Here is a 19,579-nt window from a genome sequence, read left to right as displayed (position 1 = left end):
GGACCTCAGCCTGCCAATCCATTCGAGGCGGATCGCGTCATTGGTATTGATGCCCATTCGCAGGGTCTTGGTGTGATCTCGTTTGAAATTGGACTCGAGCCTTTTTCTTCTTGTTGGCTACCAAGTGGAGCGATGCCGGCCGCTGCACTCAAGACTTCTGGCCGATTTTGGGCTCAGTGCCGTTGATCAGCCGCTGGATGTTGCTGCGGTGGCGCCAGAGCACCAGCACCATCGCCACCAACGCCACCAGCAGGTTGGCGTTGCTGCTGGAACCGGCGGTCATTAGCAGCGGCAGGCTGATCGCGGCCACCACACTGGCGAGCGACACGATCTTGCTGAGGCTGAACACCGCCAGAAACACCCCGAAGCAGGCCAGTCCCACCGGCCAGGCCAGGCCCAGGAACAGGCCCAGCCCCGTGGCCACCGCCTTGCCGCCCTTGAAGCCCAGCCACACTGGCCAGATGTGTCCGGCCAGGGCCGCCAGGCCCGCCAGCACCTGAATCCAGTCGTTGAGTGGATGCGCGGCGGTCAAGGCGCCGGCCAGCAGCACGGCGGCAGCACCCTTGGCTACATCCAGCAGGAACACCACCAGCGCCGGCCCTTTGCCCACGTTGCGCAGCACGTTGGTGGCGCCGGTGGAGCCTGACCCGATCGTGCGCAGGTCAATGCCTTTGCACCAGCGACCGGCCAGATAGCCGCAGGGCAGGGAGCCGAGCAGGTAGCCCAGCAGCAGTGCAAGGAAGGGCATCAGAGCAGGTCGTCGTCGTCTTCGTAGGTTTCGCCTGGCCCTGCTGCGAAGGCCAGCCAGAGCGGGAACTGAAGCACAGGGATGTCCACGAACCGCTCGGCCGCGTCGATCAGGATCAGCGGCACCTCGCCGCGTTCCTCCAGGCGGTCGGCCCGTTCCACCAGGGCGTCGCCCCGTTCAAACAGAACGATGCCGCTGCTGGGGCCGAAGTCTTCCCGGCCTAGGCCGAGGGCATCCTGCAGGCCCCGGCGCCATTCTCCTAGTCGTTCCGGCCGGCCGGCCAGCACCAGCGTCTGGAATTGATCGCCGTACAGCTCGCCGATCACCGCGATCAGCGCAGCGCCCACCAGCACATTGCGCGGGCGGCTGCCGCGGCTGGCCTGGGCGCCACGGCCCCCCTGGTTGAAGAACCAGTCGTCGAGCACCGCCGTGTCGCTGGCATCGAGGCTGCGGCGCAGCTTCCAGGGGTCGGCGTAGAAGTCGGGCTGTTCCAGGAAGCGGGTGAGGTTGGCGCGGATCAGCTCTTCATCGGGACGGAAGGTGTCCGCTACCGCCGGTGCGGCGCCAGTCGTGGCGGCGGCGGGTTCAGCGGCGTTGGCAGCGGCTTCGGCGTCCAGTGGTGAGGGCTGCACCACCATCGGTTGCACCACCAGCTCCATGGTCTCCACCGACTGCACCAGGCCCTGCAGGGCTCCGCCCAGGTAGTCCTGGAACCCTTTCACCTTGCGTGCGATCGCATCGGACTGCCCCGTGAAGCTGGCGGTCATCTCCTTCTCCAGCGATTTTTTGCGCTGGCTCAGGGCTTCGATCTCCTGGTGCAGGGCATCGCGGCGGCCCTGCAGATCGGTGAGGGCCAGCTGGATCAGGGCCTCGCTGCCGCCGTCGCTGGGCGGCGTACCTGTGGCCTCAGCACTGGCTGTGGTGTCGGAACTGGCTGCTGCCGTTTCAGGGGCTGGCGCTGTGCTGGTGACGTCCTCGGAACCCTCCGCGGCAGGCGTCGCGTCTTGGGGCGTCAGGTCGGTGTCGTCAGGCATGGCTGGCTTGTCCTGCTCTCATTTCAGCCGATCACAGGAATCTTGGCAGTGCAGGCACGTCTGCGTTCCGCTTATGTCTCTTTTATGTAACGTCATCGTGTCGTCTGGCGGCTGCTGTTCAGGCTTTGGGTGTCTCCAGCTCCCCCACCCGCAGCTCCAGTTGTTCACGTAGTTCTTTCGCGTTGAACAGAATCGGCAGGAAGTGAATGCTCTTCACTTCGCGGAAATAGAACAGGCCCGGAATCCAGGCAGCGAACAGGCACCAGCTCTGCCACTCGGCGTAGGGAAAGCGCCGCAGCTCCTGTGCGCCGCGCCACACCACCAGGGTGTCGGCGGTGAATTCCAGCCGCAGGCTGTAGGTCTGCACCAGCAGGAACACGCCGAACAGGCCAACCACCAGGGTTGGCCAGGGCTGCAGAGGCAGGGGCAGCAAGGCCGCGCTCAGCAGCACCACCAGCAAGGCCAGCCGGGGGCTCGGGCTGATGCTCACGCTGGCGCCTGTGGCGGTGGGTTGCTCGGAGGGGGAGGGTGTGGATGTCATCGAGGGAAAGTGCGGGTCAGCCGAACAGCAGTTGGGTGAGCAGGACGTCCATCAGGGCCACGGTCACAAGGATCATCACCACCGCGCCGGTGGTGCTGGTGCCCACTTCTTTAGGGCCGCCCTGGGTGGTCATGCCCCAGCCGCAGGAGATCACGGCAATCTGCAGGCCGAAGATCAGCGCCTTCACCAGCATGAATGGCAGATCTTCCGGCGACAGCCAGGTGCGCACCGAGTTCCAGAACACCATCGGCGGGATCTGATAGATCTCCGTGCTGCTGATCTGGCCACCCAGGATCGCCACCCCGAAGAACAGCAGGCATTGCACCGGCGCCATCACCACCATGGCGATCAGGCGTGGCACCACCAGGTACTCCACCGGATCAGTGCGCAGCATCGTGATCGCATCGATCTGCTCTGTCACTTTCATCGTGCCCAGCTGCGCGGCGTAGGCGGTGGCCACCTTGCCCGTGAGCAGCGTGGCGGTGAGCAGAGGGGCGATCTCCCGCGCCAGGCCAATGGCCAGCACGCCACCCACGGTGGCGTTGGCGCCCATGTTGCTTAATTCCTTGGCCACCTGGATGTTGAACACCGTCCCCGCGGCCAGAGCCGTGATAATCACGATCAGGAAACTTCCGGGTCCGGCTTCTTGCAGTTGATCGAGCAGATCGATCGTGTTGATCCGCCCCCGCACGGTGGCGGTTACCGCCTGGCCGCCAATGATCAGGCTGCTGCCAAGACGGTTCAGCCAGCGAGGTGATTTCAGACGGACGCGGAGGCGGGACGTGCTCATGTGCGTTGCAGATGGGCGCCGCGGTCGGGCCAACGACGCATCACCAGGAGGCCAATGCCCACCAGGATGGCGGGAATCAGCCCCATGCTCATGCGGATGGCGAACAGTGCTGAGGCCGGCTGCGCGATGAAGCCCATGGCGCCATCACAGCTTTCGCTGGAGACGTAGCCGGTGAGCGACAGCAGCGCACCGAACACGCTCATGCTCACGCCGATGATCAGCTTCTGGCCGAGCACCATCCAGGCGGTGTAAAGCCCGGCCGGTCGGGTGGGGTCGGCGTCGATGGCGTCGGGCAGCAGCGACCAGGGGATCAGATAGGCGGTGGAGGCACCGATGCCCACCATCGAGATCAGGCCGATTAGCGGAATTAGTTCAGCTGGGGTGCCGCCGTTCTGCATGGCTGGGAACACCATCGAGATCAGGCAGGCCAGGATCCACAGGCCGGCACCCCAGCGCAGGGCCACTAGGCGCCCGCTGCGGTTGGAGAGCAGGCTCCACAGCTGTAGGCCCAGCAGGGCACTCAGCTGGAAGGGCAGCAGGATCCAGGTGGAGAGGTTGGGGGGAACATGCACCACTTGAACCAGCCAGATCAGGGCCACCACCTGCATCAGCTGCAGACCGAACCACAGCGCCAGATACAGCCCCAGCACCTTCAGGAATCGGGGGTTGGAGCGGATTCGCTTCAGCTGCGCCAGCGGTGGCTCGGCATTGATGGCCGGTCGTGCCGCTTTCTTGGCGTAGGGGGCCAGACCCCAGCAGCAGGCAAGCGTGGCCAGGGCGGCGATGGTGCCGGTGATGCGTCCCATGCGCAGATAACCGTCGGCCCCATCAGTGAGCACCAGTGAGGCCACGATCAATCCGCTGAGGCCCGCCACGATCGAGCCGGTGAAGCGGGCTGCATTCAGGCGGGTGCGGATGGCGGTGTCGCTGGTGAGCTCCGTTGATAGCGCTGCATAGGGCAGGTTGACGCTCGTGTAGGCCGTCATCAGCAGGATGGCCATCACCGCGTAATAGAAGGTGCGCTGCAGGGTGGTCCCCTCCGGAACCCACCACATCGCCGCCAGGCTGATGCCCAGTGGCAGTGCAGCGCCGAGAATCCAGGGGATACGCGGCCCCCAGCGGCTCTGGGTGTGGTCGCTCATCCAGCCGATCAGCGGGTCGTTGATCGCATCCCACACCTTGATCACAGTGAGCAGCGAGCCGGCGATGAAGGCCGGCAGGCCTGCTGCACAGGTGAAAAACGGGAACAGGTAAAACCCCAGCTGCGTCGCAGCCAATCCGGTGCCGGCATCGCCCAGCCCGTAGGCGACCATCAGGCGGCGGCGGGATCCCCCTGGCAGGGTGCTGGTGCTCATCAGGCTGGAAGGGGGGGCGGACGGACCGCCATAATGGTTGCGCACAACACCCACGCCAGCCTTCACGGCATTGGTACGGATGTTTTTGTGCGGGCGTAGTTTAGTGGTAAAACCTCAGCCTTCCAAGCTGATGATGCGGGTTCGATTCCCGCCGCCCGCTTGCTTCTTATAAGCGCTCAGAGCTTGAGTTTGGCAGCTTCGTCGCGGGCCACCATCACCACCAGGCTGCGGGCTTCTAGTGGCACTCCCTTCGGGCTCCAGGGTTCCAGCACTGTTGGCAGGTCGTCGTCAGCGGTGAGGGCCGTGTCGATCAGCCGGCACCAGGGTGAGGTTGGCTCGGGCAGATCGAAGTGCATCGCCTTGAAATAGGCATTGAATCCAACCCATAGCGCGGCTCCCTCGCTGCCCCGTTGCACGCTGTAGGCCAGGCAGTGGGACCAGCTGGCCCAATCCGGTTTGTTCAGCTCCACGCCGTGCCATTGGCGCCAGAGCCCTTCCGGTGCGCTGATGCGAGGGGCAAGAGCTTGAGGTGATTCAGGCGTGTCGTCCGTTTCCTCTGACGGCGCTGGTGGTGGTGGCTCGCTGTGGGCCATCAGGGGATTGATCAGCTCCGCTAGCTGGCTGCGCACCTTCAGCAGCCGCTGGGCATAGGTGAGCAACTCCGTATCGCAGTGGGCCTGCGACCAGATCATCCAGCTCAAGGGGGTGTCCTGACACCAGGTGTTGTTGTTGCCGCCCTGGCTGCGGCCCACTTCATCGCCCATCAGCAGCATCGGCACGCCCCGGGCGAACAGCAGCGTGGTGAGCAGATTGCGCTGCTGGCGTTTGCGCAGCGCCCGGATCGCCGGGTCGCTGGTGGGGCCTTCCACGCCATGGTTCCAGCTGGTGTTGTGGTTTTCCCCGTCGCGGTTGTCCTCGCCATTGGCCAGGTTGTGTTTGCCGTTGAAGCTCACCAGATCGAGCAGCGTGAAGCCGTCATGGGCGGTGAGCAGGTTCACTGAACGCCCCAGGCTCGCCGCTTTGCCGTCGTAAAGGTCAGGGCTGCTGCGCAGCCGCTGGGCCAAAGCCCAGGTGCTGTCGTCATCCCCTTTCCAGAAACTGCGCAGCGCATCGCGGAAGCGACCATTCCAGGTGCCAATGCGTTGGGCCGGGAAGTCATTGAGCCGGTAGAGGCCGCCGCAGTCCCACGGTTCGCTCACCAGCTTCAGCTCGCTCAGCAAGGGATCGGCTTCCATCGCTTCAAACAAGGCGGGCTTGTCCAGCGGTTTGAGCCCTTCGCCGCGGCTGAGGGCAATGCCCAGATCGAACCGGAAGCCATCCACCCCTAGCTCCAGGGCCCAGCAGCGCAGCGATTCCAAGATCAGCTCACGGCTGATCGGTTGATGTGCAGCAATTGAATTGCCGCAGCCGCTCACATCCAGATAGTTGCCCTTGTCGTTCTGGTGGTAGTAGGTGCGGTCGGCGAAGCCGCGCCAGCTCAAGGTCGGACCTTGGTTGTTGCCCTCGGTGGTGTGGTTGTAGACCACATCCAGCAGCACCTCCAGCCCGGCGTCATGGCAGGCCGCGACGAGGGCCCGCATCTGCTCGCGGGCCAGCAAAGGGTCGTCGCCACACACATAGCCCTGATGCGGTGCGAACCAGCTCAGCGGGCTGTAGCCCCACACGTTGTCGCGTCCGGGAGGGGCGTCCTGGGGGTCGAAGGCCTGCACCGGCAGCAATTCGATCGTGGTGACGCCCAGGCTCTTTAGGTAGGGGATTTTGTCGATCACCCCCAGCAAGCTGCCGCGATGCTCCGGGGCGACGCCGCTGTCCTCCGCCTTCGTGAAGCCGCCTACGTGCAGCTCATAAATCACCGTGTTCTGCCAGCTGTGCCGCGGTCGCGGGTGCGCATCGAAGTCGAAGCGGTCCCGTTCACACACCACACCTTTGAGGCAGCAGTCGGTGTTGGGTGAGGCTCCGGTAGCGGCGCCACGCTCGTACACCGACCAGCCGTCGATGGCGCGGGCGCAGGGGTCGAGCAGCACCTTGCCGGGGTGGAAGCCATGTCCGCCGGGGGCCAGAGGACCAAACACTCTGTAGCCATAGCGGCAGCCGGCCTGCAGCCCTGGTAACTCCACATGCCAGTAATCACCAGAGCGGTGCCGATCACTTTCCAGATCGATCACCTCGCAGGGGCTGGCGGCTTCCCCGGAATCGAACAACAGCAGTTCCACTCGATTGGCGCCCGGTGCTGCCACCGAAAAGTTCACGCCGTGGGCATTCACACTGCTGCCTAGGGGCCAGGGTCTGCCACGCAGGATCGTGCTCAAGGCTCCACTCCCGGACCGCTGGACATGCAGATATCAAAGTAGTGAGAACTGCGGTGAAGCACCGTGTCTGTGATGACCTCCGCTCTGGAGACGGGCCGCCCGCCCCAGCAGATCCGGCCGGACCTCTGGTTGTTTCCCCCCAATCGCGACTGCCGGGGCGGTTCGTCCTGGTGGCTGGATGTGGATCCGGAACCGGTGCTGATCGACTGCCCGCCGCTCACCGAGGCCACCCTCACCGCCTTGCAGACGATGGCGGCGGGACGGCGTGCCCGCATCCTGCTCACCAGCCGGGAAGGGCACGGCCGCCTGCGGCGTTTGCAGGAGCGTGTGGAGTGGCCTGTGCTGGTGCAGGAGCAAGAGGCTTATCTCTTGCCCGGTGTTCAAGAGCTCGACACCTTTGCTGATGAGGCCACCACCGCCTCAGGTTTGCGCCTGCTGTGGACCCCTGGACCGACCCCAGGCCATGCCGTGGTGCACGCACCAGCGCCTTTGGATGTGCTGTTCTGCGGACGTTTGCTGGTTCCTGTCGCATCAGATCGTCTCGCTCCGCTGCAGCATCGACGCACGTTTCACTGGCCGCGGCAGCAGCGCAGTCTGGAACGTCTCCGCCAATGGCTTCCTGCAAAAGCCGTTCCAGCACTGGCTTCTGGGGCAGGGCTCGGGGCACTGCGCGGCGGTCGTTTGGCGCCGTTCAGCAGTTGGGCAGAGGCCGATCCGTCAAGGCTGGACTCTTTTTGAGTCGCAGCTGGTGCGGTGAATGCATTGCGGCACGGTGTTTTTCGGTTGCCGCACCGCGATTGTCTCCATACGATTGGCGCGCTCGGGAAGCCGTGCGGATGTCGACTCCGCATCGTCGATCCAACCGCTTCCGCCACTTTCCCCCCTCCCAGTTCATGAACAAAGCTGATCTCGTCAACCTGGTTGCAGCCCGCACCGAGCTCACCAAGACCGACGTGTCCCTGGTGGTGGATGCCGCCATCGACACCATCATTGATTCCGTTGTCGAAGGCAAGAAGGTGTCCATCCTTGGCTTCGGTTCTTTCGAGCCCCGTGAGCGTTCCGCCCGTCAGGGTCTGAACCCCAAGACCGGCGAGAAGATCAAGATTCCCGCCAAGCGCGTTCCTGCCTTCACCGCCGGCAAGATGTTCAAGGACCGCGTGCAGGGCTGAAGCCCCCGCCGCTGACTTGATTCGGGTGGCCCTAAGGGGCCACCCTTTTTTGTGTGGACTTTCCCGACCATCTCCAGGCGGTGTTTGAGCAGGGACAGCGCATGCGTCAGCAGGGCTATCGCGGCCGTTTTGCTCCGACACCCTCCGGGCCGCTGCATCTGGGCAACCTGCGCACGGCACTGATCTCCTGGCTCCATGCCCGTCTGCAGTGCGGGCAGTGGTTGCTGCGCATCGATGACCTCGACACGCCGCGCATCCGTGCCGGGGCGACCGCTTCCGCGCAAGAGGATCTGCGCTGGCTGGGTCTGCTCTGGAATGGACCGGTGCTGCTCCAGAGCCAGCGCCGTGGTCTCTACAGCAGTGTGCTTTCCGCCCTGCGGCGGGCCGACTTGCTCTACCCCTGTCGCTGCAGTCGCCGTCAGCTCGGGCCGGGTCGGCGCTATCCCGGCACCTGCCGGCAGCTGTCGCGCGGGTGGGATCCGCAGAACGGGCGTCTACCGGCCTGGCGGCTCCGGGTGCTGGCGGCGGACGAGCCCCACTGCGGTGATCTGGTGCTGCGCCGGGCCGATGGATTCATCGCCTATCACCTCGCCACGGCCGTGGATGAACTGGCGCTCGGTATCACTGATGTAGTGCGTGGTGACGATTTAGCGCCGGTGTGCCGTGCTCAGCGTGCGGTGATCGCCGTGTTGGACCGAAGCCCTCCGCGCTACCGGCATGTGCCGTTGCTCTTTGATGCCGCAGGCCAAAAGCTGTCCAAGCGTGAGCAGGCCCAGGGGCTGGCACCGCTGCGGGAGCAGGGTTTGACTGCCGAGCAGGTGCTGGGTCGTCTGGCCGCGTCTCTGAATCTGGTGCCGGAGGGATCGGCGCTGTCGGCATCGGAACTGCAGCAGCATCTGCAGCAACGGCCAGAGCTGCTGCAGGACTGCCTCCAAACCCTGGATTCTTAAGGAAGGTTTCGGGATCGTTACGGCCTGGCGATCCCACACTGGAACGGTGTCCCAGGCTGGGTTATGGAGATCTGCTCGAGCTGTGGCGGCAGCGGCATCCAACGCATTAGTCAGCAGCAATCCCGCACTTGTCAGACCTGTTTGGGCCGTGGCGTGATCGCTTCGGTTGAACACGCGCGTCAGCCCCTTGATTTGGCAGGGGTTGCAGGTCGGGAGGCTGGTGTCAGCCCCCAGGATGTTCCGACCGCGATCAACGCAGCTGCTTCTTCTTCTGCTGCCAGATAAAGAAGGTGGCGGTGGCCACTACGGCCAGCAGCGGCACCGCGGTGAACAGCAGCAGTGCAACGGCGGTCCAATCGGTGTACATCCGGTGTCTTCAGCGAATCGACAGCATTCTTTCAGCCAAGAGCAGCGCAGCGCGATGGCGTTGATGGTTGAAAATGATCGCGGTGGTTTCCGGTGGTGGGCCCGCTGGCTGGTGTGCCTTGGGTTGGCGGCCGCACACGCTGGGCTGCCGGTGCAGGCAACGTCGCTATCTGCGGTCAGGCCCTTGCTGTTGCACTGCTTTCGTACGGCCCATGCCCCCAGTTGTCAGCAGGCACTGCTGCGCATTGAATCGCTGCAGCGTCGTGCCGGCGCCCAGGACCGTTACCCCTGTCAGACCCTTCTGTTGGGCCTTCAGGCTGAGGTGGTGATGGTGCAGCTGGCCGTGGCCCGAGGCGAGAAGGCCTTCGAGACGCTGCGGGAAAGCGAACAGCTCTGCTCAGGGCTCTGAACAGCCGCAGCCCTCTGTTGTCGGCAGAATGCAGGTCGATGCACCGCGCGCCATGACCATCTCCGGCACAGGTCTTACCGCTGCTTTGCTGATCGCGGGGGCGCTTTCCAGCACTGCCCAGGCCCAGGTGCGCTTTGACGACTGCAAACCCGTCGCCGGTGGTGGCATCACCTGCAACACGGTGCCGACCGGCAACACCCGCGCCGACATGATCGACGGTGAATATGGCCTGATGGATCAGGCCAGCCCCGGCTGGTCGGAATACAACCCCTATGAGGGGTATGACGACATGCTCGGCGGCAATCAGACCTGATCTGTCCGCTGTGGTCACCCTGGCGATCTCTGCGCAGCATGAGATCAGCTTCTTGTGTCGCATCCGCCCACTCCATGCCATGAGACGACCTGCCCACCACAGCCTTTGGACGTGGCTGCTGATCGCAGTTGCCTCAGGTTTGTTGCCCTCTGCGCTGTTCAACCCTGCCCTGGCCCAGAGTCAGAGCAAAGAGGCGATGCTGAACGACGACCTGGAATTGGTGAAGCGCCACTGTGCGCGGGGCATCGAGGACAATCGCCGGGGTCTTTCGGCGTTCAACGACGCCTGGGTGCAGCAGATACAGACGCTGCGATTCGAGGCCGGGGTTGCGCAAAATCGACCGGATGGTTCCAACGACTTCTTGGCGGCCTTGTCAGCGGCGATGCACGTGCGTTGCCCGGAGGTGTGGTGAGCGCGTTAAGCGGCCGCCTTTTGTTGGCGCAGGAAGCGATCCATCGCCTCGATCGCCAGCGCCCAGTTCGATCGTTCGCTGTGGCCTGAGCTCTTGCGCGGCTTGAAGCTGTGATCCCCATCGGGCATCCAGGTCAGCTCCAGTTGCCCAGATAGGCGGTAGGTGCGCACCTCCTCCTTGCGTCCCATCGCGTCTCGCTCTCCCTGAACGATCAGCGTCGGGGTGCGCAGCTCGGCCAGATGTTCTGTGCGCAGCCGATCGGGCTTGCCCAGTGGATGGAAGGGGTAACCGAGGCAGAGGCAGGCCTGGATGCGCTGCTCGTCGAAGAGTGCATCCGCCAGCAGGCTGGCGATGCGCCCCCCCATCGACTTGCCACCGATCACCAGGGGCTTGTCCTGCGCCAGTGCCCTCACCTGATCGCGAAAGCTGTCCAACAGAACTTCGGTTTTGTCGGGCGGACGCTTCTTGCCGCTGCTGCGTTGCCGCTGCATGTAGGGAAATTCGAAGCGCAGCACCTGCCAGCCCTGCTGGGCAAGACCATCGGCCATCGCCGCCATGAAGGGGCTGTCCATGCCGGCACCGGCCCCATGGGCCAGCAGCACCCTCAGCGGTGCTGCATCCGCACCCGACACCAGCAGATTGTCCATCTGATCTCTCTGAAGGATCAGCATGCTCTCTCGCCCAAAGGATCCCTGCTATGCCAAGCATGGTTTCAGAATGCTTGGCGATGCCCAGTCGTTTGTCCATCGCTTGCAGAGCAGCGACCATCCCCGCGTTGCTGTGGGCGACCGTGCCATCCCTGGCGGCGGTCTACAGCGCGCGCTGTCAGTTCAACGATCAGGCGCCGATGCCCTGTGTGGTTCATGCCAAGCCCGTTCCGTTCGGGTGGACCATCCAATGGCAGGACGGTGTTGTGGAGAGCTATGCGCATGTGGGCGATGGCAGCGCTCTTCGGGATGCTCGCGGTGGCCTCTGGCGGCGATCCGGCGATGACCAGCAGGAGCTGCTGCGCCATGCCAACGGCAACAGGATTCGGATCGACTACTTGCCTTGAAACAGCTGTTCAGCAAGCCTGGCCGTTCTGATCGGCATTACAGGTGGAGGTCGGCGGTTGCGGCCTCTTTTGCTCCATCGCTTCGGTGGGCTCCTCTACCGGCTGTTGCGTGCCGGAATTCATCATCTCGGTGTAGGTGAGCGCCCGGCGTTTGCGGGGCTGCGGTGGTTCTGTCATTGCTGGCGACAGGGCTTTGTTGGTGGGCTTCAGGCATGCGGTCACGCACGGAGTCACGTACGGAGTCACGCACGGAGGCGGAAGACGGCTTGAACGGAGATGGCCGCCCCACCGGATGGTGAGACGGCCACGCTCGCTCGTTCATGCATGGTTCAACCCTTCAATCAGTGATCTGAAGTCGGGGTCGAAGCGACTGGCTGGGGCGTCCCTGGGGCCATGAGTTCAGGTGTGGGGTTGATGCAGCTCCGGGGCACCTGGGACGGTGCAGTGGAGTGTCGATCGACGTGGCGGACCTGGTCTTGCCTGTCGAAGGACCAACTTCACCATTCGTTTGAAACTGTTGGAGCAGGGGGCCGAAAAGTCAGACTGCTTCTTGGTTTTGCTGGGGTGGAGTGTCGGCTGTCATCAGCGCCTCCGATCTCGATGCACCTACTTTCCACGGTTCGGCGGATGTTGCCTACTGGTGTTCATGCTCATTGCCCTGCGGGCGGAAGCGGCGGAGAGTGGAAAGTTGTGGCTGGTGGCGTCCAGAAGCAGATTCAGCGGGGGATGTAAACCATCGGGTCCGTGACGTTTCCGCTGCTACAGGGGGTGGTAGCCCGTCCCCCCGGCAGATACCTCTCGGGAATCAACCCGTCCTGGAAGGCCTGGCACAGGGCATCCGGCGCCAGGCTGTCCACCCAGTTCTGAAAACCAGCCTCCGGAAAGCCGATCAACTGGGCGAGCAGCAGCACGTGGTGCATCAGGCGTTGAGGGTCAGGTTTGGATCGTCAGGGTGTTGGCGCTGCGTCGGCTTAGGGCTGTTTGATCACTTCGATCTGCACCGGGCCCGTGCCGTCATCGTCGATGTCCAGTGCCACCGCGGAACCGTGGGCCAGGTCGATCACGGTGCCCGGCTTGAACGGCTTGCGGTCATTGATCACGACCGTCACGCTTTTGCCCGTGTCCGTGCGCGTCACTTTCACTTCGGTGCCCATCGGCAGGCTGCTGTGTGCCGCCGTCATGGTGCCTTTCTTCAGCACTTCGCCGCTGGTGGTTTTGCGTCCGTAGAACCCTGGTCCGTACCAGGAGGCGCGTCCTTCCACGGTCTTGGACGATTGCGCTTGCGTCTGCTCTGGCTGTTGCTCCTGCACCGCTAAGGCGTCTGCTGACGCCTCAGGGCTGGAAGTGGCTTGTTCGCTGGAGCAGCCGACGGCGCCCATGATCAGAAAGGCGCAGCTGAAGGTTGCGAGTCGATGCGGGAGAGTCATGCGCTGCTGGCAGTCCTGCGCAAGAGCTAGCCAGCCAGCAGCGAACTGCCCACGGGCTTTTGTTAGGGGGGTCAGGCGGCCACTTTCACCATGAAGGTGGTAATCATGACGGCCAAGACCACAGTTCCGCCAAGGAAAGCAACGTTGACGTGCAATTTGTCCATGCAGATTTCACGAGTGTGATGAGTATTGCCCTTTTTATTCCTTCGGCGACTAAGCCTTAATGCCTAAATGTTTGGAACTGGTTGGTTGGTTGTGAGCCTCTTTGATTGCGGCGTGATTGCGAGACGTGGTCGCTTGGATACGTATTTTTGCGAAATCACCTTGGCGGATGTGAATTGCCCTAGACAATGGACTGTGTCGTGTAGAGAACAAGAATGGGGCTCACAATTCCAACACTTTGTCTGACTATTTTGGGATGTCTGGGTGGTTATCTCATGCTCGCTCCGGTGCTGGGATAAAGGATTCAGAGGGCAGGCACAACATGTGTGATCTGGTAGCCGCTGATCCAGCTGATCTCACCGGTATGCACATCCATCACCTCAAACAGTGGTGGGTTCAACGCGGTTCCTTGGTGGTCGCTGACGCGGCGCACGTCGGCCATGATGATTTTTTCGTCTTTTGAGCGGAGGATCACCGTCATCCCCGCTTTGACGTGATGAAACAGCGGGTCAACGTCATTCGGGGTGAAGCGCGAGCGGCAAGTTGGCATGGGATGTTGGCAACGCCGGGTCAATTCGAGCACTGAAGCTTGTGAGGCCGTGTTGCTTTGGCGACGCGATAGTGCATCGCTGCGCACAACTGGTCGGTTGATCGGGTTTGTGAGTGAGTAATTATCACTACTGAGTCTTTGCGGGTGAGCCGTCACAATGCCGAAGTCTTCGGGAGAAAACCGGAGATGCGTCGAGCTGAGGAGGGGTGGGACCCTCCTTTTTTTTGCTGAGACAAAGTCGCGGCATGCCGATTGTTTGGCGATTCAGAAGTGAGTCGCCTGTGATACGTCAAGCTATTGGAAGGTCTTGTAACACAGTGGCAGCTAGCTGATGCCCATGGGTGATGACATCGTCGCGAGCTTTGACTACGACCTGAGGGCGTTAAGGCTCGAATACAAAACCACGTGCGATGCCCTGCGTAACTGGCCGGGTGGTGCTGCAGAAGAACAGGAGTTTCTCGTGTACAAGAGGCAGGAGTTGTTTCGGGTTCTGGTGGAGCAGACGCTTCAGATTGAGGCGTCCTGATCCGTCGCGATCACCACCCTCAAGTTTCGTGGGCAATGTGATCTGGGTGACCGATCAAGGGAGAGAATCACTTGCATGCAAGATCAAAGCGATTCCAGGGGGCCGGTTTCCGGTCACCATGGCCGGGGCACCTGGATGGTGAATGGCGTGGATCAGCGTTTGGTTCATTTCCGGCTCGACACCACCACGAGCCATGGTCAGTGGGTTGAGCTGCGTATCTACGAATGGATGCGACCGCAGCCTCCGGTGCCGCATTACCGGCGACGCTTGTTAAAGGCCAATGCGATCGATGTCTGGAACAACATGCTCAAAGTGGGATGGCGCCGCTGTTCACCTCCCGTGTGCTGATGGAGGAGTGGACCGATGAATTCATCACCAACGCGCAGCAGGAGCTGACGGGGATGGTGGAGGACTGGAAATACGACTACGGCGCCGATGACCGGGCCTGCGTGGCAATGCTGCTTTGGATGGTTCTGAAGCTCAACCCCAAGGCCAACATCGACCCCAACCTGTTTTGAGCATCTGCGCAGAGAGCAGGTGTTTGTCTTATTATTTCGGAACGTTGGTCCCCTGGTTGGGGACGCAGTTCGATCTCAAACAAGCAACGGGGTTTGAGACGCTGTCGGTGGTTTTCATGAACACCCTCCTTTTGATCAAAGCCAAAGAGCTCAAGGCACGCCGTCTCCAGAGTGCTCAGCATGTTTTTGCTGCGCATTCTGAAGGTATCGACTACACCTCCGCTCACCTCTCCCCTGTGAAGCTCTCTGCGAACGTGGGCTGATTACAGCGCTTTGATGTTCAGTTCAATGCTGCCCCGCCAATGGCGGGGTTTTTTTTGGTGACATGGCTGAGTCAGTGAGGTCCGTTGCCACCACAAGCGCAAGTCAGGATTTTCTGCTGATGGTCACGGTGGCCGGCCGAAGCGGGCAAGCCAGTGCATGGAAGGGCTTGTGAGTGGCCTCGATGATCAGGCTGCCCATCGGCTGAGCATTGGCAGTGTCGATGATCATGGGATTGCGGTTGTTCACCCCGGTGTAGTGCTGGCCACAACCGCAAGCCATAGGTACTTCACCCGGAGTTGTCGTTTGTGGGTGGCAATGGCTGTTCTCTGCGATGGCTGTTCTGTTCACTGGTAACCGACAGAACCATGTGCATCGTCAATCCTGTACTCAATCAAGGATGTTGCGATGTCGAGAAGCAATTGGCTCAAGACTCCAACGCGGTGTTCACCCGCTTCAACCTGGCGTTCGGCCTTGGTGCCAGCCAAACCGAGCTCCAGCGGCAAGGTGGCAGCAGCATCTAAGCGGGCGTTGTCGATTCCTTTGGTGATGGCGAAGTCTCTGAGACCAGCATCTGTATAGCTGATCGGTTTTGAGCTGTTGGTTGGCGGACTCAGCACAGCCACAACAAATCGCTGAATTCGTCGCCGAGGATTCAGGAAACTATCGGGAATGGGAATAGGTTCTATGTTCCTTTTGACTCCATGCCGTGTTCGGTCTTTCCAGCAACAAGCCTGAGGTCTGCAATGTGCTAGGCGACTGCATCACCCTGCGTCTGACGGCTGATCAAACCGATGGTCAATACAGCGTCGCGGAATTCAAAACACCGGGTGGTGTTGGTCAACCTCCGCATACCCATGACTGGGATGAGACCTATGTCGTGCTCGAGGGTGCGTTGAACCTGAATGTGGATGGTCAAGCCACCATTGTCCCCGCCGGTGGCACCTATCTCGTCAAAGCGGGAACCGTTCACGCTCCGACTCCGGATGGTGACTCCTGCCAGTACTTGATGGTCGCCCGTCCGGGTGGGGTGGAGGCTGTGTTCAAGAGCCTCAAGGCCAATGAGAAGGATCTTGGCGATATGGCCAAAGTCGTTGAACTGGTGACCAAAGAGGGCGTCAAGATCGCTGCCTGATCCTTGCGTCAGGCCATCGGTTGAAGCCTCGATTCTCGAGAGGGTGTGCACATCAACGGGGGAGACCCCCCCACACCACCTTCACCCCATGGCCTGCGCTCTTCTGATTGCATTCACCGTGATTGGCATGTTCACCACGCATACGGATGTGCTGGTGCGTTGAAGCAATTCCGCCACAGTGATTGACTGGCATTGCCGTTGTTTTAAGTCATGGAAACCACCGTCTGGACTTTCAGCCTGAGCGTGCCGTTTGAACAGTGGGCGGCGATTTACGACAGTGAGGATGTGACCAAGATGCATGAATCGGTTGGTCTCAAATCATTGTTCCGTGGCGTGAGCAAAGATGATCCCACCAAGGTCTGTGCCGTTCAGCAAGCCCCTGTGGGAGCAGCTCAGAAACTCTTTGAAGACAACAAAGCGATGATTGCTGGAGCTGGGCACATCATCGAGAGCACGGTGATCACGGCGTATTCCCAAAGCTGAGCGACGATCGCATCCAAGGGCGCATCGCAAGGGCTTCGTCGGCGGTTGAGTCCTGCTCTGAGCCCTTGTGATGCTGTTCGCCTCCAGCACCGGTCAGTCTTGAATCACCATCAGGCTGTCGTGACCATCCCTCGCGAGGAAAGGATGGACCGGATAAGCGTGTCGATGATGCAGTCTCCTGGCCTTCACCAGAGATCGCTGATCAAACCTTGTCGGGTTGACCCCGATTGGTTTGGATGAGGTGTCGACACCCGGGAGCCCCCGCTGTGATCGGATTAACCAGGATCTATTGCAATCAAGACGAGGAGTTTCTTCTCGTTCATGTCCCCGCCCAAGAGGCAGCGAAAGCGGTTGATGAACTGTCTGAAGAGGGTTGGGATATCGAAGCCGAAATTCCTTTGTGATTTTGGTGGATGTCTCAACAGTGGTCTCCTTTGAAGGGAGCCATTGATAGGGACAAGCCATTGGTCGAAGCAATCCTCGGTGAATCGCAATGGTTTGACCCAGGACTGGTTTCTGCCGCAGGGGCTTCATGCGACCCGTTCGTCATCTTTGAGCCAGATGTTCCGACGGCTGTCGGGAAGGCGAATCACGGAGCGTTCATATCTTGCGCGGCAGCTCTGTTTCTTCAGGTGGTGTTCCGCTTCCTGCAGCAGTTGCTCAATTCTTTGATCAGTCATGGTTGAGTGTCAAAGGGGCACAATCATTCAGAAGGAGTTGCTGCAGTCGTCAAGGTCCCAATCTGGTTGGCTTCCTTAAGGCTGTTGTTCTGAAAATCTGTGGAATGGCCAGGCTGCAAGGATTACCAGCCTGGATCACGTCGGCGCGGGCGATCACAGACATCGGGACCTAATTGATTCGCTTGGCAGGCTTCAACGATCACGCGGGTTCTTGCTTCAGGGGTCGTAGCTCCATTGCGAGTGAGGAGTTCATAGAGGGCTGGAGTGATCAGGCGCTCCTGGAGCAGTTCTTCATTGCTCTGAGCCAGCGCTGGCATGCCTAGCGCCAAAATCAGGGCGGCGATCATGAGTTTGCCGTTCACCATCTCACCGCCGGAAACACAGTTCTTTCTTAGCTGGCGATGAAAGGTCTGGCTTCTTGAGGATGTGTGGTGTCCACCCATAAAAAAGGAGCCCCCTCAGGCTCCCAACGCGCGAAGCGTCATTCTCTCGACACATCAAAATTACCGACGCATGCGGCGTCTCAACCGTGGCCTCTGATACCAACTGTTCAGCGCGTTGCCGTCACCTGTCAGCTCCCGCTGGCCTTTCCGCAGTGGGTATGCAACGCTCTGCGTTATCCATAGCTTCGAGGGTTTGATGACTCAATGGTTGGTGGGGCTTGCATGCCTGACATTGCTGGCGCCGGCTGAGGTGCTCGCTCAGAAACGCATTCCGAAAGCACCTGGTCATGACCAATGCCCCCTCGGTTATGTGAACACGCTGAAAACGACCTGCGTGTCCCCCATCTACTACGAGATGAAGCTCACCAACGGTGAGGCCTGCCCGAGCGGTTGGATGAACGTCGGCGCTGGCTACTGCCGAAAGAAATGAGTCATGCAAACCCCAAGCAAGACCGCTGTCATGGACGTCGGCCTCGTTTGGGGTTGCGACCGACAGCGCGATTGCTGCACGGCTTGGTTTGATCAAGGGATGCGAGCGGTTTGGATCGATCAGCCGCGTGCTGACGATCCCTTGTCGTTGTTGGAGGGTGCTTTGGCTTGAGGCTTGGTTGGCGTCTTGGTCGCCAGCGACGCTTCAAGGCGTTGGAGCTGCGCATCGCGCAGTGCCGCTGAAATGCTCAATGTGAGGTCAGTCATTGATTGGCGTTTCCGACTGCTGCTGGCCTAGGGCTTGTTGCAGTGGAGAGGTCGCCTGACGAACAAACAACTGTCGAACGATAAACAGCCCTTCGCCCGGCACAAGGAGTGGAAATACTTAGGTGAGCAGTTGATGACACCACGCTCTCCCCGCGAGGCGACGCATCGGTTCTTCTTGGTGATGGCGCCAGCATTTCCCTACTGAAACGGCATCCTCGCCAGGATCACAGGATGTGGAAACGCCAGCCCGATTTCGCCAAGTTCGAGGAGAAGCCTGGTGGTGAAGGCTGGTTGGTGAATCCTCATGAGGGGCTGATGATCCAGATCAAGCCCGATCAGCCAACACGCCATGCTCAGTTCGTGTTGGTGTCGACGTACCGCCTGGGGAAGCGACGCGGCCAGCCCATTCGCCGGCAGCGGATGTTGCGCCACCTCGGCATTGAAATGTGGATGAATCTGCAAAGGATCGGCTGGGAGCGCTCTAGTGCTCCAAAAGAGCTTTGATTGTTGAATTGTTCGATTGAATCTTGTTGATCAATGATGAATGGATGGATGTTGTTGATGTTGCCTTCTGCGCAGAGGCTTGCAATGGTGTCGCCGGCATGATCGTCAATGTGGTTGGAAACGATGTGAAAGCTTTCTGATCAGATCAACCAGAGAAGGACCAACACGGTGTTCTCAACCTTGATGTGAGTTCAAATGGCCTAAAATCCTTTGGGATTTCATTGAAAACTGGGTTGAAGAGCCTTTTCCCTGTCGTTCTACTTTTGGGTGCAGCACTTGCATGCCCTACGGCTTCAGCAAGTGTCCCTGAAGTTCAGCTCATTGTGCTTCCACTGGAAACGCAATCACTGCGTCAATGCGAGCGATCATCGCTCAGGTTCTTGCGCGCCAATGGCTTCAAAACAAGCGTCCGTCGAGAGGGTTCTCGGTTTGTAAAAATCTATGGTGAAAAGGCTTTTGATCGATTCAGTTTGCAACTTGAGTGCGATCGAACCCTCAACACCAAAGCCCTGGCTTTTTCGCATCCACGTCGTGCCAGGCCATCATCAGTTGATGCGATTGTTGAGGGCTTGCTTGAGTAACGCCTGCTGAAGGCTGTTGAGCATCTTGCGCTGGTCTTCGGCCGAGCTCATCGAGCCAATGCAGCGGCATCAGCGAGAAGGTGCCAATGCGACAAGCTGGTGCTGCGGGGCAATGTCAGTCAGGCTGGGACAGCTGATTGCCGGATCATCAACCCATTGCTTG

Annotated in this window: 31 protein-coding genes and 1 tRNA gene; 16 read left to right on the top strand and 16 right to left on the bottom strand. The window is 60.9% G+C overall.

Annotated elements, in window-relative coordinates; translation table 11 throughout:
• Positions 1-148: 148 nt before the first annotated feature.
• From plsY to SynNOUM97013_RS10305, 5 genes are all read right to left on the bottom strand, one after another.
• Positions 149-748 carry a glycerol-3-phosphate 1-O-acyltransferase PlsY gene (gene plsY, locus SynNOUM97013_RS10325; RefSeq protein ID WP_186479657.1) on the bottom strand — a complete coding sequence of 200 codons (600 nt, stop codon included), beginning with the start codon at positions 746-748 and terminating at the stop codon, positions 149-151.
• On the bottom strand, positions 748-1,782 hold the full coding sequence (locus tag SynNOUM97013_RS10320; protein WP_186479653.1) for a DUF3086 domain-containing protein: 1,035 nt from the start codon (positions 1,780-1,782) through the stop codon (positions 748-750). The genes plsY and SynNOUM97013_RS10320 overlap by 1 nt, the downstream gene beginning before the upstream one ends.
• Positions 1,783-1,900: 118 nt before the next feature.
• The gene (locus tag SynNOUM97013_RS10315) at positions 1,901-2,323 is read right to left on the bottom strand and encodes a DUF3119 family protein (protein ID WP_186479652.1); all 423 of its coding nucleotides are present in this window, start codon (positions 2,321-2,323) and stop codon (positions 1,901-1,903) included.
• 16 nt (positions 2,324-2,339) lie between these two features.
• The gene (locus SynNOUM97013_RS10310) at positions 2,340-3,086 is read right to left on the bottom strand and encodes an ABC transporter permease (protein ID WP_186481575.1); all 747 of its coding nucleotides are present in this window, start codon (positions 3,084-3,086) and stop codon (positions 2,340-2,342) included.
• Positions 3,087-3,109: 23 nt separating this feature from the next.
• On the bottom strand, positions 3,110-4,468 hold the full coding sequence (locus tag SynNOUM97013_RS10305) for an MFS transporter (protein ID WP_255442739.1): 1,359 nt from the start codon (positions 4,466-4,468) through the stop codon (positions 3,110-3,112).
• Between the two features lie 89 nt (positions 4,469-4,557).
• Here SynNOUM97013_RS10305 and SynNOUM97013_RS10300 point away from each other — a divergent pair.
• Positions 4,558-4,628: transfer RNA gene (locus SynNOUM97013_RS10300), tRNA-Gly, on the top strand.
• A 16-nt stretch (positions 4,629-4,644) separates the two neighbouring features.
• Here SynNOUM97013_RS10300 and SynNOUM97013_RS10295 read toward each other — a convergent pair.
• Positions 4,645-6,777: a glycogen-debranching protein gene (locus SynNOUM97013_RS10295; protein WP_186479651.1), complete on the bottom strand. Its 2,133-nt coding sequence runs from the start codon at positions 6,775-6,777 to the stop codon at positions 4,645-4,647.
• Positions 6,778-6,849: 72 nt separating this feature from the next.
• On the opposite strand from SynNOUM97013_RS10295, the gene SynNOUM97013_RS10290 reads away from it, so the two are divergent.
• The 6 genes from SynNOUM97013_RS10290 (at position 6,850) to SynNOUM97013_RS10265 (ending at position 10,396) form a co-directional block, all read left to right on the top strand.
• On the top strand, positions 6,850-7,515 hold the full coding sequence (locus SynNOUM97013_RS10290; RefSeq protein ID WP_186479650.1) for an MBL fold metallo-hydrolase: 666 nt from the start codon (positions 6,850-6,852) through the stop codon (positions 7,513-7,515).
• 155 nt (positions 7,516-7,670) lie between these two features.
• Positions 7,671-7,946, top strand: a complete 276-nt coding sequence (locus SynNOUM97013_RS10285) for an HU family DNA-binding protein (protein WP_011620102.1) — start codon at positions 7,671-7,673, stop codon at positions 7,944-7,946.
• Between the two features lie 53 nt (positions 7,947-7,999).
• Positions 8,000-8,896, top strand: a complete 897-nt coding sequence (gene gluQRS / locus SynNOUM97013_RS10280) for a tRNA glutamyl-Q(34) synthetase GluQRS (RefSeq protein WP_186479649.1) — start codon at positions 8,000-8,002, stop codon at positions 8,894-8,896.
• A gap of 430 nt (positions 8,897-9,326) precedes the next feature.
• Positions 9,327-9,671, top strand: a complete 345-nt coding sequence (locus SynNOUM97013_RS10275; protein WP_255442738.1) for a hypothetical protein — start codon at positions 9,327-9,329, stop codon at positions 9,669-9,671.
• A 52-nt stretch (positions 9,672-9,723) separates the two neighbouring features.
• Positions 9,724-9,984: a lactate dehydrogenase gene (locus tag SynNOUM97013_RS10270; protein ID WP_186479648.1), complete on the top strand. Its 261-nt coding sequence runs from the start codon at positions 9,724-9,726 to the stop codon at positions 9,982-9,984.
• Positions 9,985-10,063: 79 nt separating this feature from the next.
• Positions 10,064-10,396, top strand: a complete 333-nt coding sequence (locus SynNOUM97013_RS10265; protein ID WP_186479647.1) for a hypothetical protein — start codon at positions 10,064-10,066, stop codon at positions 10,394-10,396.
• Positions 10,397-10,401: 5 nt separating this feature from the next.
• On the opposite strand, the gene SynNOUM97013_RS10260 is transcribed toward SynNOUM97013_RS10265, so the two are convergent.
• Complete coding sequence (locus tag SynNOUM97013_RS10260; RefSeq protein ID WP_255442736.1) at positions 10,402-11,067, bottom strand: alpha/beta fold hydrolase; 666 nt, start codon at positions 11,065-11,067, stop codon at positions 10,402-10,404.
• 56 nt (positions 11,068-11,123) lie between these two features.
• On the opposite strand from SynNOUM97013_RS10260, the gene SynNOUM97013_RS10255 reads away from it, so the two are divergent.
• Complete coding sequence (locus SynNOUM97013_RS10255; RefSeq protein ID WP_186479646.1) at positions 11,124-11,450, top strand: hypothetical protein; 327 nt, start codon at positions 11,124-11,126, stop codon at positions 11,448-11,450.
• Positions 11,451-11,459: 9 nt separating this feature from the next.
• Here the strand turns inward: SynNOUM97013_RS10255 and SynNOUM97013_RS10250 are convergent, their stop codons facing one another.
• The 4 genes from SynNOUM97013_RS10250 to SynNOUM97013_RS10235 all read right to left on the bottom strand — a co-directional run bounded on the left by SynNOUM97013_RS10250 (position 11,460) and on the right by SynNOUM97013_RS10235 (position 13,589).
• Positions 11,460-11,672, bottom strand: coding sequence for a hypothetical protein (locus SynNOUM97013_RS10250; protein WP_186479645.1), 213 nt, complete (start codon positions 11,670-11,672; stop codon positions 11,460-11,462).
• 494 nt (positions 11,673-12,166) lie between these two features.
• Positions 12,167-12,361, bottom strand: coding sequence for a hypothetical protein (locus SynNOUM97013_RS10245; RefSeq protein ID WP_222929822.1), 195 nt, complete (start codon positions 12,359-12,361; stop codon positions 12,167-12,169).
• Between the two features lie 60 nt (positions 12,362-12,421).
• On the bottom strand, positions 12,422-12,877 hold the full coding sequence (locus tag SynNOUM97013_RS10240; protein ID WP_186479643.1) for a septal ring lytic transglycosylase RlpA family protein: 456 nt from the start codon (positions 12,875-12,877) through the stop codon (positions 12,422-12,424).
• A gap of 466 nt (positions 12,878-13,343) precedes the next feature.
• Positions 13,344-13,589 carry a DUF3104 domain-containing protein gene (locus SynNOUM97013_RS10235; protein ID WP_186481571.1) on the bottom strand — a complete coding sequence of 82 codons (246 nt, stop codon included), beginning with the start codon at positions 13,587-13,589 and terminating at the stop codon, positions 13,344-13,346.
• A 337-nt stretch (positions 13,590-13,926) separates the two neighbouring features.
• On the opposite strand from SynNOUM97013_RS10235, the gene SynNOUM97013_RS10230 reads away from it, so the two are divergent.
• The 4 genes from SynNOUM97013_RS10230 to SynNOUM97013_RS10215 all read left to right on the top strand — a co-directional run bounded on the left by SynNOUM97013_RS10230 (position 13,927) and on the right by SynNOUM97013_RS10215 (position 14,896).
• Complete coding sequence (locus tag SynNOUM97013_RS10230) at positions 13,927-14,115, top strand: hypothetical protein (protein WP_255442735.1); 189 nt, start codon at positions 13,927-13,929, stop codon at positions 14,113-14,115.
• Between the two features lie 75 nt (positions 14,116-14,190).
• Complete coding sequence (locus tag SynNOUM97013_RS10225; RefSeq protein ID WP_186479641.1) at positions 14,191-14,463, top strand: DUF1651 domain-containing protein; 273 nt, start codon at positions 14,191-14,193, stop codon at positions 14,461-14,463.
• Positions 14,433-14,633 (top strand): hypothetical protein, encoded by a 201-nt coding sequence (locus SynNOUM97013_RS10220; RefSeq protein WP_186481670.1) that lies wholly within the window; start codon positions 14,433-14,435, stop codon positions 14,631-14,633. Before SynNOUM97013_RS10225 ends, SynNOUM97013_RS10220 begins: the two co-directional genes overlap by 31 nt.
• Positions 14,634-14,689: 56 nt before the next feature.
• Positions 14,690-14,896: a hypothetical protein gene (locus tag SynNOUM97013_RS10215; protein ID WP_186481669.1), complete on the top strand. Its 207-nt coding sequence runs from the start codon at positions 14,690-14,692 to the stop codon at positions 14,894-14,896.
• Positions 14,897-14,999: 103 nt separating this feature from the next.
• On the opposite strand, the gene SynNOUM97013_RS10210 is transcribed toward SynNOUM97013_RS10215, so the two are convergent.
• Positions 15,000-15,176, bottom strand: a complete 177-nt coding sequence (locus tag SynNOUM97013_RS10210; RefSeq protein WP_186481668.1) for a hypothetical protein — start codon at positions 15,174-15,176, stop codon at positions 15,000-15,002.
• A 65-nt stretch (positions 15,177-15,241) separates the two neighbouring features.
• Positions 15,242-15,520 carry a hypothetical protein gene (locus SynNOUM97013_RS10205; protein ID WP_186479640.1) on the bottom strand — a complete coding sequence of 93 codons (279 nt, stop codon included), beginning with the start codon at positions 15,518-15,520 and terminating at the stop codon, positions 15,242-15,244.
• Between the two features lie 83 nt (positions 15,521-15,603).
• Here SynNOUM97013_RS10205 and SynNOUM97013_RS10200 point away from each other — a divergent pair, with 83 nt between their 5' ends.
• The gene (locus tag SynNOUM97013_RS10200) at positions 15,604-16,029 is read left to right on the top strand and encodes a cupin domain-containing protein (RefSeq protein ID WP_186479639.1); all 426 of its coding nucleotides are present in this window, start codon (positions 15,604-15,606) and stop codon (positions 16,027-16,029) included.
• 210 nt (positions 16,030-16,239) lie between these two features.
• Positions 16,240-16,512 (top strand): DUF3764 family protein, encoded by a 273-nt coding sequence (locus SynNOUM97013_RS10195; RefSeq protein WP_186479638.1) that lies wholly within the window; start codon positions 16,240-16,242, stop codon positions 16,510-16,512.
• Positions 16,513-17,042: 530 nt separating this feature from the next.
• Here the strand turns inward: SynNOUM97013_RS10195 and SynNOUM97013_RS10190 are convergent.
• Both SynNOUM97013_RS10190 and SynNOUM97013_RS10185 read right to left on the bottom strand, forming a co-directional pair.
• Positions 17,043-17,192, bottom strand: a complete 150-nt coding sequence (locus SynNOUM97013_RS10190) for a hypothetical protein (RefSeq protein WP_186479637.1) — start codon at positions 17,190-17,192, stop codon at positions 17,043-17,045.
• 122 nt (positions 17,193-17,314) lie between these two features.
• Positions 17,315-17,539, bottom strand: a complete 225-nt coding sequence (locus SynNOUM97013_RS10185) for a hypothetical protein (RefSeq protein WP_255442730.1) — start codon at positions 17,537-17,539, stop codon at positions 17,315-17,317.
• Positions 17,540-17,831: 292 nt separating this feature from the next.
• On the opposite strand from SynNOUM97013_RS10185, the gene SynNOUM97013_RS10180 reads away from it, so the two are divergent.
• The gene (locus tag SynNOUM97013_RS10180) at positions 17,832-18,065 is read left to right on the top strand and encodes a hypothetical protein (RefSeq protein ID WP_186479635.1); all 234 of its coding nucleotides are present in this window, start codon (positions 17,832-17,834) and stop codon (positions 18,063-18,065) included.
• 119 nt (positions 18,066-18,184) lie between these two features.
• Here the strand turns inward: SynNOUM97013_RS10180 and SynNOUM97013_RS10175 are convergent, their stop codons facing one another.
• Positions 18,185-18,331: a hypothetical protein gene (locus SynNOUM97013_RS10175; RefSeq protein ID WP_186479634.1), complete on the bottom strand. Its 147-nt coding sequence runs from the start codon at positions 18,329-18,331 to the stop codon at positions 18,185-18,187.
• Positions 18,332-18,562: 231 nt separating this feature from the next.
• Here SynNOUM97013_RS10175 and SynNOUM97013_RS10170 point away from each other — a divergent pair, with 231 nt between their 5' ends.
• Positions 18,563-18,835: a DUF1651 domain-containing protein gene (locus SynNOUM97013_RS10170; RefSeq protein WP_186479633.1), complete on the top strand. Its 273-nt coding sequence runs from the start codon at positions 18,563-18,565 to the stop codon at positions 18,833-18,835.
• Positions 18,836-19,579: the final 744 nt, after the last annotated feature.

The sequence above is a fragment of the Synechococcus sp. NOUM97013 genome (assembly GCF_014279815.1).
Taxonomy (GTDB): Bacteria; Cyanobacteriota; Cyanobacteriia; order PCC-6307; family Cyanobiaceae; genus Synechococcus_C.
Note: the sequence above shows the minus strand (reverse complement) of the source record. Positions and strands in the feature narration are given on the sequence as shown.

Bases quoted from the DNA above. Each gene is read 5' to 3' on its own strand.
- plsY (WP_186479657.1), bottom strand. From the start codon at position 748: ATGCCCTTCCTTGCACTGCTGCTGGGCTACCTGCTCGGCTCCCTGCCC.
- SynNOUM97013_RS10320 (WP_186479653.1), bottom strand. From the start codon at position 1,782: ATGCCTGACGACACCGACCTGACGCCCCAAGACGCGACGCCTGCCGCG.
- SynNOUM97013_RS10315 (WP_186479652.1), bottom strand. From the start codon at position 2,323: ATGACATCCACACCCTCCCCCTCCGAGCAACCCACCGCCACAGGCGCC.
- SynNOUM97013_RS10305 (WP_255442739.1), bottom strand. From the start codon at position 4,468: ATGAGCACCAGCACCCTGCCAGGGGGATCCCGCCGCCGCCTGATGGTC.
- SynNOUM97013_RS10290 (WP_186479650.1), top strand. From the start codon at position 6,850: ATGACCTCCGCTCTGGAGACGGGCCGCCCGCCCCAGCAGATCCGGCCG.
- SynNOUM97013_RS10285 (WP_011620102.1), top strand. From the start codon at position 7,671: ATGAACAAAGCTGATCTCGTCAACCTGGTTGCAGCCCGCACCGAGCTC.
- SynNOUM97013_RS10275 (WP_255442738.1), top strand. From the start codon at position 9,327: ATGGTTGAAAATGATCGCGGTGGTTTCCGGTGGTGGGCCCGCTGGCTG.
- SynNOUM97013_RS10270 (WP_186479648.1), top strand. From the start codon at position 9,724: ATGACCATCTCCGGCACAGGTCTTACCGCTGCTTTGCTGATCGCGGGG.
- SynNOUM97013_RS10265 (WP_186479647.1), top strand. From the start codon at position 10,064: ATGAGACGACCTGCCCACCACAGCCTTTGGACGTGGCTGCTGATCGCA.
- SynNOUM97013_RS10260 (WP_255442736.1), bottom strand. From the start codon at position 11,067: ATGCTGATCCTTCAGAGAGATCAGATGGACAATCTGCTGGTGTCGGGT.
- SynNOUM97013_RS10255 (WP_186479646.1), top strand. From the start codon at position 11,124: ATGCCCAGTCGTTTGTCCATCGCTTGCAGAGCAGCGACCATCCCCGCG.
- SynNOUM97013_RS10240 (WP_186479643.1), bottom strand. From the start codon at position 12,877: ATGACTCTCCCGCATCGACTCGCAACCTTCAGCTGCGCCTTTCTGATC.
- SynNOUM97013_RS10235 (WP_186481571.1), bottom strand. From the start codon at position 13,589: ATGCCAACTTGCCGCTCGCGCTTCACCCCGAATGACGTTGACCCGCTG.
- SynNOUM97013_RS10230 (WP_255442735.1), top strand. From the start codon at position 13,927: ATGGGTGATGACATCGTCGCGAGCTTTGACTACGACCTGAGGGCGTTA.
- SynNOUM97013_RS10225 (WP_186479641.1), top strand. From the start codon at position 14,191: ATGCAAGATCAAAGCGATTCCAGGGGGCCGGTTTCCGGTCACCATGGC.
- SynNOUM97013_RS10220 (WP_186481670.1), top strand. From the start codon at position 14,433: ATGGCGCCGCTGTTCACCTCCCGTGTGCTGATGGAGGAGTGGACCGAT.
- SynNOUM97013_RS10210 (WP_186481668.1), bottom strand. From the start codon at position 15,176: ATGGCTTGCGGTTGTGGCCAGCACTACACCGGGGTGAACAACCGCAAT.
- SynNOUM97013_RS10195 (WP_186479638.1), top strand. From the start codon at position 16,240: ATGGAAACCACCGTCTGGACTTTCAGCCTGAGCGTGCCGTTTGAACAG.
- SynNOUM97013_RS10190 (WP_186479637.1), bottom strand. From the start codon at position 17,192: ATGACTGATCAAAGAATTGAGCAACTGCTGCAGGAAGCGGAACACCAC.
- SynNOUM97013_RS10185 (WP_255442730.1), bottom strand. From the start codon at position 17,539: ATGATCGCCGCCCTGATTTTGGCGCTAGGCATGCCAGCGCTGGCTCAG.
- SynNOUM97013_RS10180 (WP_186479635.1), top strand. From the start codon at position 17,832: ATGACTCAATGGTTGGTGGGGCTTGCATGCCTGACATTGCTGGCGCCG.
- SynNOUM97013_RS10175 (WP_186479634.1), bottom strand. From the start codon at position 18,331: ATGACTGACCTCACATTGAGCATTTCAGCGGCACTGCGCGATGCGCAG.
- SynNOUM97013_RS10170 (WP_186479633.1), top strand. From the start codon at position 18,563: ATGTGGAAACGCCAGCCCGATTTCGCCAAGTTCGAGGAGAAGCCTGGT.